The 11291-nt window shown below is 42.6% G+C and carries 9 protein-coding genes; 7 read left to right on the top strand and 2 right to left on the bottom strand.

Going from position 1 to position 11291, the window contains the following annotated elements:
* The first annotated feature begins 299 nt into the window (after positions 1-299).
* The 5 genes from AN389_RS18925 to AN389_RS18945 all read left to right on the top strand — a co-directional run bounded on the left by AN389_RS18925 (position 300) and on the right by AN389_RS18945 (position 5208).
* Positions 300-1043: a zinc-dependent metalloprotease family protein gene (locus AN389_RS18925; RefSeq protein ID WP_055016617.1), complete on the top strand. Its 744-nt coding sequence runs from the start codon at positions 300-302 to the stop codon at positions 1041-1043.
* 156 nt (positions 1044-1199) lie between these two features.
* Positions 1200-2516: a DUF5666 domain-containing protein gene (locus AN389_RS18930; RefSeq protein ID WP_055020464.1), complete on the top strand. Its 1317-nt coding sequence runs from the start codon at positions 1200-1202 to the stop codon at positions 2514-2516.
* A gap of 136 nt (positions 2517-2652) precedes the next feature.
* Positions 2653-3186 carry a PepSY domain-containing protein gene (locus AN389_RS18935; RefSeq protein WP_055016615.1) on the top strand — a complete coding sequence of 178 codons (534 nt, stop codon included), beginning with the start codon at positions 2653-2655 and terminating at the stop codon, positions 3184-3186.
* Entirely contained in the window at positions 3186-3878 is a 693-nt protein-coding gene (locus AN389_RS18940; protein ID WP_055016614.1) for a response regulator transcription factor, read from the top strand. Before AN389_RS18935 ends, AN389_RS18940 begins: the two co-directional genes overlap by 1 nt.
* On the top strand, positions 3868-5208 hold the full coding sequence (locus AN389_RS18945; protein WP_055016613.1) for an ATP-binding protein: 1341 nt from the start codon (positions 3868-3870) through the stop codon (positions 5206-5208). The genes AN389_RS18940 and AN389_RS18945 overlap by 11 nt, the downstream gene beginning before the upstream one ends.
* A 31-nt stretch (positions 5209-5239) precedes the next feature.
* Here AN389_RS18945 and AN389_RS18950 read toward each other — a convergent pair whose 3' ends face one another.
* On the bottom strand, positions 5240-6463 hold the full coding sequence (locus AN389_RS18950; protein WP_055020465.1) for an alkaline phosphatase family protein: 1224 nt from the start codon (positions 6461-6463) through the stop codon (positions 5240-5242).
* A 191-nt stretch (positions 6464-6654) separates the two neighbouring features.
* Between AN389_RS18950 and dgt the strand changes: the two genes are divergently transcribed.
* Together dgt and AN389_RS18960 are read left to right on the top strand one after the other, a co-directional pair.
* A complete protein-coding gene (gene dgt / locus AN389_RS18955) occupies positions 6655-8121 on the top strand; it encodes a dGTPase (protein WP_055020466.1) in 1467 nt (488 codons plus the stop codon).
* 166 nt (positions 8122-8287) lie between these two features.
* On the top strand, positions 8288-9892 hold the full coding sequence (locus AN389_RS18960) for a hypothetical protein (RefSeq protein WP_055020467.1): 1605 nt from the start codon (positions 8288-8290) through the stop codon (positions 9890-9892).
* A gap of 217 nt (positions 9893-10109) precedes the next feature.
* Here AN389_RS18960 and AN389_RS18965 read toward each other — a convergent pair whose 3' ends face one another.
* Positions 10110-10670 (bottom strand): hypothetical protein, encoded by a 561-nt coding sequence (locus AN389_RS18965; RefSeq protein WP_055020468.1) that lies wholly within the window; start codon positions 10668-10670, stop codon positions 10110-10112.
* Between the last annotated feature and the right edge of the window lie 621 nt (positions 10671-11291).

Below are 11291 nucleotides of genomic sequence, written 5' to 3' on the forward strand. Positions count from 1 at the left end.
GATTGAAATTTGTTCAATCTAGGGGCGATTAAATCGCGGCGCGAGGTTTGTAACCTAGTGGGCTAAGTAAAAACCGAGCAACAAAGAGTTTATCGCCCCTAGGCAGAACCCGCAGGGCAGCGCATGTTTGGCATTTATGCAGCGTTATCGCCTATTTATGGGGAATAACCACACTTCATAGGCTCTGCCTTGCCTAAAAACCAAACACACTGCTGCAAATTCAACCATCAAAGATCAACACGCCCTAAGTCAATCAGCAGTAAAACTTCCAACCACTACATAAGTAAGGAAATATAAAAATGAAAAAACTAATCACTACGGCAGCCATTGCCAGCGCACTATTTGCAACAAGTGCAGCACAGGCAGTAACGATTGATATTGGTATTTTATATACCGACCAATCGGCCGCAGCAACAAGTAATATAAACACTAAAATAAACCAGCTGATCGCCTTTAGTAACCAAGTTTATAGCCAAAATGGGGTCGATATTACACTGCGTTTAGCGGGCACAGAAAACCTTGGCGATTATGCCATTACACCGTCTGAAGACTGGTTAGATGCAGTAACAAACAGCAGCTATGTAGACGGTTTACGCACTAGCTGGAAAGCCGATATGGTAGCCGTGCTGGGTACCGGTCAAAGTGCGGGCAATGGTTTAATTTCGTGTGGTTTAGCATGGGTTGGCCAAGGCACTAACGGTAATTTATACAGCTCAATGAGCGACCGTATGTACTCAATTACGGCTATTGATTGTGGTGCTACTACGTTTGTGCACGAGCTGGGTCATAACCAAGGTTTAGCGCACTCACGCAAACAAGGTGACACCTCAGGTGGAGTATATGTTGATGGAATGGGCCACGGTGTGCAAAACGAATTTGCCAGCATTATGGCTTACCCACACGTTTACGGCAGCGCAACCCAATACGATTACTTCTCAAATCCTAATTGGAGTGTAAATGGCCTAGCCTTTGGTGTAACTGGCCAAGCATATGCTATTCGCACCGTGACCGACACTAAAACAAGCATTGCTAATTTTAAATAACCTAAATTAGTTTAACCGTTTGTATTTTTTCCCTTTAGAGCGCCCTGGCGCTCTTTTTTGTTTACCCCAAACATTAACAAAATTTAATCTTGCGTCCACCTTAAAAATAACCTTGCTTAGGTACACTTATTCCATATCAAAAACAAGGAGTAAGCTATGATTAAATCACCATTAGACACAACCGTTAAATTCATTTCGTTATCTGCTATTTCACTTGCTTTAAGCGCCTGCGGAAGCAGCTCAAGTGATGAAAACACAGACGCCATTTCTGAGGTGAGTAATTTTCCAAGTGTTATCATTGGCCAAGTGTCAGAGGTAAGCGACAATGCAATTACTATTAATAATCACACTATTCCAGCAAGTAACGCAGAGATAGAAATAGATGGCATTAACGCCAGCCTATCCGATATTCAAACAGGCATGTACCTAGAAGTTGAAACAAATGGCTCGCAAGCCACCGAAGTTGAGTACGAGCCCTTATTAAAAGGCCCTGTAAATATTGATGGCGATACATTAACCATAGCAGGTACACAGCTAAACAACGTGCAAAGCGCAGGCCTGTCGCAAGGCGACCTGCTTGAAATTAGCGGCTACAGCGACTCAACCAATAGCATTACAGTGACCTACCAGGCGCCTGTAAATAATCCACAAGAAGAGCTTGAACTAAAAGGCAGCATTACTCACTTAAATGCACAAGCTGGCACATTTAATTTAGGTGACTTGCTTATTAATTATCAACAAGCCGACGTTGAAGGCGCGCTCAATAATGGCCAATTTGTAGAAGTAGAAGGCATATTTAATGAACAACACGTTATTGCCAGTGAGGTAGATGCTGAGCAAGCCCCTGCGTTTAGCGATAACACATACACAGAGCTTGAAGGCGTTATTACCTTTGTAAATAATACCCAAACGCTTATAACTATTAATACTCAGTGGCAAGTAACATTAAACGAGCAAACCCAATACGAAGATGGCACCGCCGCTAATTTAGTCACAGGCCAACAGGTAGAAATAGACGGCCAATGGCAGCAAAGTAATGGCAAATTATTGGCCACAAGCATTGAGTTTGAAGACACTAATACAGCGCCAAGTACCTCGCACTATACATTTTCTGTATCGGGGCTTGTTAGCTATGCCAATAACACAGCCACGATTAACGGCCAAAACTTTACATTAACTAATCAAACACAATACGAAGATGGTTTAACCGCAGCCACATTAGACGGCCAATGGTTAGAACTCGAAGGCACCTATACCGCTGAGCAAGCCCTAGTCAGCGAAGTAGACATTGAGGATGACAGCAACACCATAGACCTAAAAGGCAATGTAGCGTTAAATAACAATGGCCAAGCCTCAATATGGGGTTATGTGAGCGAAGATAGCTCGTTAGCACAATTTAACGGCCAGTATGTAGATCTTGAGTGCCAATGGGTGAGTGCTAACCAGGTAAGAGCCTGCGTATTAGACAATTAACTACAATAGTTACGCTTAACTTTGCAAAGGGCTTGTTACCTTTTACGGTAACAAGCCCTATTAAAGTTAAACAGAGTTGTTTGTTTATTTGATAAACTAACGCATAAAATAACGTTCAAGCCACAAGAGCCTATTTATGAAATATATTTTATTAACTGTAACCCTGTTTGCGAGCGCATTTTGCCACGCTAATAGCTCCGCTATTTTTAATAAGCTCAGCCAAGCTAACGCCCCTTCTGCACAGCAAATTTTAGCAAAAATAGAAAAAAGCTTTGCAAGCCAAGGCATTATTGTAGAGTTTGAACTTGAGTTTGAAAAAGGCATTACCGTTTACGAAGTCACGCTGTTTGATTTAAACAATAACCGTTTTATTGAGTTAATTGTTAATGCCCAAGGGCAGGTTATTGAGCAGGAGTATGAACAACCCGAACTTGACGAAGAAGACGAAGTAGCTGCAGCCAAACTAATGAAGAAAAAAAATTACCAAATGCATCAGCTAGTTAAGCAGTTAAGCCCTGCGCCGCCTTATTACTTAATTGAGTCGCAATTAGAGCAAGACATAGGCATAACCTACCTTGTTGCCACCTTTATTACAGCAAAAGGTCGGCATAAAAAAGCCATAGATTTAGCCACAGGTAAAAACCTGCCTTTACTGCGTTGGGGTAATTAATGAAGCTGCTACTAGTAGAGGACGACAAACAAAATCGTGAGTTTTTATACAAAGCGTTTAACGAGCAAGGCTACACCGTAGACACTGCCGAAGACGGCCAGCAAGCACTGCTTATGGCCACCTGCGAAGAGCACGACATAATAATACTCGACCGTATGTTACCTAAACTTGATGGGCTACAAGTATTGGCCGCACTTAGGGCCACCGGCAAGCGTACCCCGGTACTTATTCTTTCCGCATTAGATAAAGTAGACGAACGCGTAGCAGGTTTAAAAGCGGGCGGCGACGACTACCTAACAAAGCCATTTGCGTTTTCTGAACTGGCCATACGTGTAGAAAAACTGATAAACAGGCCTTCGCCTGCAAGCGAGCAAAGCACCACCTTAGAGTTTGAAAACGTACGCTTAGATTATCGCCACCATAAAGCGCAGGTAAACGGCAATACACTCACTCTTCAACCTAAAGAATTTAAACTATTACACTTTTTGCTAGATCATAAAGACAAGCTAGTTACACGCACGTTATTGTTTGAATCGGTGTGGGAATATAATTTTGACCCCGGAACCAACGTAATAGATGTACACATAGCCAGGCTTCGTAAAAAACTTATGCAGCACCATGCCACCGTAGAAATACAAACTATACGGGGCGTGGGGTATCGGTTACAAAAAGCGCAGCACAATGAACAATAAATCGCTATGGTGGCAATTTAACCCCCGTGTAAGCTCGGTGTGGCGCTTAACGCTTGCCTTTGCCACAATTACCTCGGTGGTGCTGGTGCTGTGTATTGTGCTTATTTATCAATTATTACTTGGTGAGCAAACGCGCCAGGTAGACAGGCGTTTAAATGCAGAGCAAGTAAGAATACAAGGGCTTGCCAATAAATTTGATAAAGCCTCGTTTTTTAAACAACTTAACGTATTTAAAAACGAAGGTGGCATTTTAATGTTTTGGCAAAACGACAACGAACAAAGCCAAGGTTTAAGCTTTTTGCCAAACGATATACCTCAACTACCTCAAACGGTGGAGTTTCCGGTATTAGATACGCAACGCGAGCAAATTAGATTACTTACCACAGGTTTAGTTAAAACTCAGCATGGCACCGTGGTTATTGCCACGCCAACCGAGCATTTAAGCCGCTTAATTACCGAGTTTAAAACAATTGCAATATGGGCTTGCATACTCAGCCTTATTGTAACGTGTGTATTTGGGTATATTTTTGCTAGGCGCCATTTACAACGCGTAAATTACTTTAATAATGTGGCAGAGCAAGTGCAAAAAGGCGATTTATCGGCGCGCGTTGTACACAAACAAAAAGGCGACGAATTTGTAACCCTCGCTAAACACATTAATACCATGCTGCAAAGCATTGAAGAAAACTTTGCCCTTGTGCAAGGCATAACCGACAACATAGCACACGACTTAAAAACCCCGCTAACGCGTTTACGTTTAATGCTTGAGCAAGAAGCGTTAAAACAACCAAGCCTAGGGCTTGCAATAGAGCAACTAGAAAACGTACTGCACACCTTTGACGCTATGTTAAAGCTTACTCGTTTAGAGCATGGGCAGTTTCCGCTAAAATTAGAGCCTGTACACGCAGTGCCTTTAATTAACGACATAATAGAAATACTAGAGCCCACAGCAGAGCAAAATCAGCAGCAAATAACGCTACTTAAAAACCACAACCTTATAATTGAAGGCGACAAAAACCTCGTGTTTCAAGCGTGTTATAACCTGCTGCAAAACGCCATTAAATACGCAGGTAACGGCGCCACTATAACGATTACTCTATTACAAAATAGCATTACTATTAGCGACAACGGTAAAGGGGTTAATAAACAGCAATTAAGTCAACTTACTAAGCGCTTTTACAGAAGCGATATTGCACGGCAAAAAGACGGATTTGGCTTAGGCCTTGCTACCGTAAAAGCAATTTGCGATAGGCATAACTTTACTTTAACGCTTAACAGTGACGAACACGGATTTAGCAGCACAATCAGCGATACCAATCCGCTTAATTAAGTGAGCTACTTTGGGGCTAGAAAAAGTGGCGCTATTGCACCACTATTTTTTGCTTAATAGCTGGCATAAGAGTTTTACCGTCGCCATCTATTTTATTTAATAGCTTAAGCCCCATTACCTTTGCAAGCACTGGGTAAATATCAAGGTTATTTACTTTTTCAAGGCTTAGCCCTTGTCTAAACGCAGGCCCTATCGCAATTAACGTGGCTGCCATATCGTCGGTGTAAGCATAGCCATGTGTACCTAAGTACATTGCTTTGCCTTCATTAGTAAACACCGCAGGGGCATTCGTTTGCGCAACAATATCGCCTACACGCGTGCCTTTATTGTAATGATAAGCCGCTAATTGCTGGTCATTTAACACCGTATATCGGCCGTTTGCTGCGTGCTGTAAGGCTTGTTTGTAAGTTGCAACTTGCTCGCTTGTTACCCCAGGTTTTGCATAAATAAGCAAACGCGGCCCCGTATTTTTAACTATAAAGTTATCGCTTTTAGGCAAGGTTGTAATATCAATACTTTGCTCAGGGTCCACATGCGCCATACCGTGATCAGACACAATAACAAGGTTAATATCTTGCTCTAATTTACTTAAACGCGCCTGCAATTGCCCCATAAGGTCATCTAATTGCTTAACTGCATCACGTGTTTGCGGCGCATCGGGCCCAAACTCGTGGCCCATACTATCAACCAACGAAAAATAACTTGCCACAAATCGCGGTCGCTGCGCTTTAGGTAAGCTTAGCCATTGAATTATTTGATCAACACGGCCTTGGTACTCACTGTATTTAGAGTAATGAAAATAATAGTCGGGCGTCATACCGTTAAAGCGCGCATCCGACTCTGGCCAAAAATAAGTAGCCGACTTTAAGCCCTGCATTTTAGCTAAATTCCAAAGTGGAATACCGTTGACCCACGTGCTGTCGTTTTGCGCTTTACCCATGCTGTAACACTGGTTTTTACGCGCTTTATCACAAAATTTATTATCTACAATGCCATGGTTCACCGGCAACAACCCAGTAATAATAGAAATATGATTAGGAAATGTTTTTGTGGGATAAACAGGCATTAGCTTTTGTGCGCGCACACCCTTAGCAGCCATGGCTTTTAAATTAGATGCGCCGTGTTTTTCTATGTAATCCCAACGCATGCCATCTATTGATATAAGTACAACGGTTTGCTCTTTTGCCGCATAAGCCACGTGGCTGGTTAACACTAAAAGCGCCAACATTATCGCCTTTAAAAATACATACTTCATTACAAATACTCGCCCACATTAAAATGCGTTAAATACTGAAAAATATAGCTTTATAATACAATTGCTAAGCCTTAAATGATACACACACCTGTACCTAACTCGCCTAGATGTATATATTAACAAGTAAGTATTTAAAACGAATGACAACGCGCATTTACTTTGCCAGTCGTCACCACTTAGCAAGGATACAGATGACTATCGACTTTAGTAAAAAAATAACCCCAGCGCGCATGTATCGCACCACCGCAAACCTGCAAATGGCAATGGAAAGCGACCGCGGGCGCATAATTAACAGTGCTGCTATTCGCCGCCTACAGCAAAAAACCCAGGTTTTTCCGCTAGAGCGTAATGCCGCGGTGCGCTCGCGCTTAACCCACTCACTTGAAGTACAACAAGTTGGCCGTTTTATAGTGCAGCGCATTTTTGCCAATTTAAGTTTTGATCAACAAAGCGAGTTTGGTTTAAATGGGCTAGAACGCCCGCTCGAAAGCTTGGTAGAAATGGCCTGCCTAATGCACGACATTGGCAACCCACCCTTTGGGCACTTTGGCGAAGCCGCCATAAATCACTGGTTTAATAACAACCTAGCAAGCGTTACACCTGCGCGCTGCCAAGAGCAAAATACCGGCATAGGGGTTATTTTTAAACACTTAGCGCACGATATTTGTAACTTTGAAGGCAACGCTCAAGGCATACGTATCATTCATTCACTGCTGGGCTTAAACTTAACCTATTGCCAAAGCGCAGGCATTTTAAAATATACCCGCCCTGCAGGCTTAAACCCAAAAGATATACCGCAAAATAAAAACTACTTAATGAAAAAAGTAGGTTACTACTACAGTGAAAAAACCTTTATAGAGGCACTACAAAACGAGCTGGTTATAGAGCCATACTGCCGCCATCCGGCCAGTTACATTATGGAAGCAGCCGACGATATTTCGTATTGCCTAGCCGACATAGAAGACGCCGTAGAAAAAGACATAATAACCACCGAGCTGCTTTGCCAACAGTTGAAAAGTGAATATAAAAAAGCCCTAATAAACCTAACCATTGACGACACCGAACACCTAAACTTTGTAGATAAAGCGGTAGATTACGCACTAGAGCGCGCCAATGCACAGCCTTATAATTTTAACAGCGAATTTTTTATATACCTGCGAGTAGCCTTGCTACACCCGCTTGTAAATCACGCCGCCAAGCGTTTTATAGAGCACATTGAACCTATTTACCATGGCGACTTTAACCAAGCCCTGCTAGAAGATAGCAGCCACTTGCATGCGGTTACTAAAACCTTAAAACAAGTGGCGCTTAAACATGTGTTTTCTAACAAAGAGGTAGAAAAACTAGAACTGCAAGGCTACCGCATAATTAATGGCCTGCTCGATTGTTATAAGCCACTGCTGCAACTTAACAGTGACGACTTTAAACGCGCACTCAATGGCGACTCACGCTTATTAATCGAATCGCGTTTGGTTAAAAAGCTCTCTAAAAAGCACTTAAATAGTTATCAGCACGCCATAGATGCCATGCAAGAAGAGCCCGACCACTTTGCCGCTTACGAGTTTTACTACCGCTGTAGGCTAATACAAGATTACATAAGTGGCATGACCGACCAATTTGCCTACGACGAGTACCGCAGCCTAATGGTGATTGATTAACGAGGGGCTTTTACTTATCTCACTAGGTTACAAACCCCGCGCCTTGATTTAATTGCCCCTAGTTTGAACAAATTTCAATCCGCAAAGGTCAACACGCCCTTAGTGCCTAGATATATTTTAATTTTGCGCTTAAAATCAGACTATTGATACTTAAGCGCCGTGTTTTATGATTATTAGACTCTCTCAACTTATTTTTTGCTTTGCTTTATTTTACAGCAGCCAAAGCGCTGCCTATAACGAAGCCATGTGTATTTTAATTAAGCAAGAAATGCAGCAGTACAGTAATAATAAAGCCAGCCAGCAGTATCGTAAGGCCGCACGCGATTTTAACAGAAACTGTAATAAACCTAAGCAAGTACAAACAAAACCAGTAGCGCCCCCAGTGGTTGAACAAGAGCCAGAACCGCTTGCACTTACTCCCGAGCAAGAGCAAGCGCTGCTTGAGCAAATAAATGCAGCAGAAGAAGCCATAAAACAAAGTGCAAGCAAAGCCACAACAACCACTCAACCTACTACCCCAATAAGCGAGCAAAGCCCAAAAATTAATGAGGATGCAGCAAGTACGCCTACACCCGAACTTGCACCTAATAGCAGCGAATTGACACCTACAACTAACCAAGCGCAGCCGGTGGCCACTGAAGCCGCCCCTAAAGCAGCGCCTAAAAAAGAGCAACCAACGGTTAATACTACGCCAAAACCGGCACCAGTAAGTATACCTGCGCCGGTTGCAGAGCCGCCAAGTTCATTACTGTTACCAAGTTTACTACTGCTTATTGTGGTATTAATAGGCGCTATGGTGGTTATACGTTTACGCCGCGCTAAACAAAATAAGCCCGAGCCGCCTGTTGCGCCAACCGCAACAGACACGCTTGCTAAAAATAGCAATATAAGTACAAAGCACGTAACAGCGCCCAAAGCCGCAGACCAAAGTGATGAGCTTACAAAGCCAGTTTCACACACGGTTGCAGCTCAAAGCGAGCCTGAACCAGTAAGCCCTAATACGCCTATTAACGAGGCAACAAACGCGCCAATACCTGCAACAGAGGCTGAGCCACAGCAAGTTAAACCAGAAGAAGATGCACCAGCACCTGAGCCTAAAAAAGTAGCGCCAGAGCCAAACACCGCCGAGTTTGAAGCCGCCGCTAAAAACACATTAGCGCGTATACAAAGTGCAAACGGTTTTGCAGAGCCCGAAGTTAGAGAATTTGACCCAGATGCGCCTTCGGTTAAGCGACCCCGCAAGCCGCAAAGCAGTGCGGTTGAAAAACCAAAAGCCGAGCCTATTGAAGAAGTTAAACCACACGAGTCAACACTTATAAACGAACCGGCCGCGCCAAGTAACCCGATCACCGAGCCAAATACCAGCGCGCACCTGCATACTGGCGATAAAAACAGCGAGCTTGAACAAACCACGTTTAATAGCGAGCACGACTTTAAAGAGCCCGAAGTACGTACCTACGATCCTGATGCGCCATTAAAGGCAAGTAAAAAGCCTGAACCAGTAAACGCATCAGTAAAATCTAGTGACGGCCCCTCTTTAGATACGCCGGCGCCAGAGGCCCACGAATCACCACTTACGGATAAACCAGAGCCGAAAAGTGCGCCCAAGCAATCAGACTCTAGCAACCCATTTGCCAATTTATCGCTAGATGAAAGCTGGGATCCAAATTCAGATAAAAAGCCCGTAATAGAGCCAAAAAAGAAAGCGCCTAAATCTCAAGCCTTAATCGAGGCAGAAGAGCGGGCAAAAAACATGAAAACAAAAGATTAGCGAGCATGTTACTGCTTTATATTGATAACTTTTAACGCAATGAGTGCGCTATCTCAACAGAGTAAACATGATTTAATAAAAAGCTACAAACACAAAAAAGCGGCTAAAAAGCCGCTTTTTTGTTTAAAAATATAGAGTTTAAGCTTAATTAAACGCGCTATTGTAAGTATGAACTTAAGAGTGGAAAATGCGCCTACTGCGACTAAACATACGTTATTTAGTTATTAGGGAGCATGTTTTTAATGTTTAAATCGTATTGCAAAATACCATCGTTATTAACCGCCACACCCGCTAATTGCACAGAATGATTAGCAAACTCTTCCGACGCCGATAAATCGGCTAACACGCCAGCGATATCTTCGTGCTTAGGTTGTCCATCGGTTGCAACAATGCCCGCATTACAATCGTTTTGCTTACATTCAAAGCTGTATAAAAATAACGACTTTTCAGCAAAGCTGTTTTGCACTTTGTTTAAAAATACTTGTTCTGACTGAGTTATATCAACCGGGCTTTGAGTATTAACAGCGCCTTCAAGCTCAGAGTATTCACCCACCTCGTGCGGGGTAATGACTATTTGCTCGGTAAGGGGCGTGCCATTGTTGTTGGTTATACCCTGGCTACTTTGCATTGCTTGTATATCTACCACAATTGGTTGAGCAGGCTGCGTGGCAGTGGTGTTAGTTATTGAAGAGGTATTTTGAGCCAAGGCGGTCAAATCGTTTTTAAACACGTACAACGTTGCAGCAGTAATAGCGCATGCAATGAGTAATTTGTTCATAATACTTCCCTCCTTTAACCAATTTACGCAATACAATTAAGTGAAATGCTTTTCAAGTGTAGCTAATGTTAATATTATGTTTTGTTTGGGTGTGTACTGTCAATCTTTAATACTAGGTCGCCCCAATTAAAAGCACAATTTAATAAATGTTAAAATTTAACATCATCCCGTTAAACCCATATCCCCACACTATAATGTTAGCAACAGCTACGCGCTTATTAACAACTGGCTTATAGGTTATTTATTTGTAACAATCTGTAAAAGGCAACACCTTTTATGACAACTCCACCACTAAAAAGTTTACAGCGATTGTTACAAAAACTTAAATAAATTACTCAAAGTAAAAAACACATAAAAAAGGCACTCACATACAGGCGCAATTTTATACCGCGCTCATAGACGTCGAGCCTGCTCACGTTAGAAGCGCAACGTCTCATTATTTAATAAATTAACACCGTAAAAGCGGAGCTTTTAAAACGCCAACAAGTTGTGTGTCTACCAGATTAAATTTTACGCTGGTGTGGATGTGATGCGTAGGCGCGATTTTATATCGCACTTGTAGACGTCGAGCTTGCTCACGTTAGACGCGCAGCGTCTCATTACTTAATAATTTAACACCGT

This window comes from Pseudoalteromonas sp. P1-7a, from assembly GCF_001401855.1.
GTDB lineage: Bacteria > Pseudomonadota > Gammaproteobacteria > Enterobacterales > Alteromonadaceae > Pseudoalteromonas.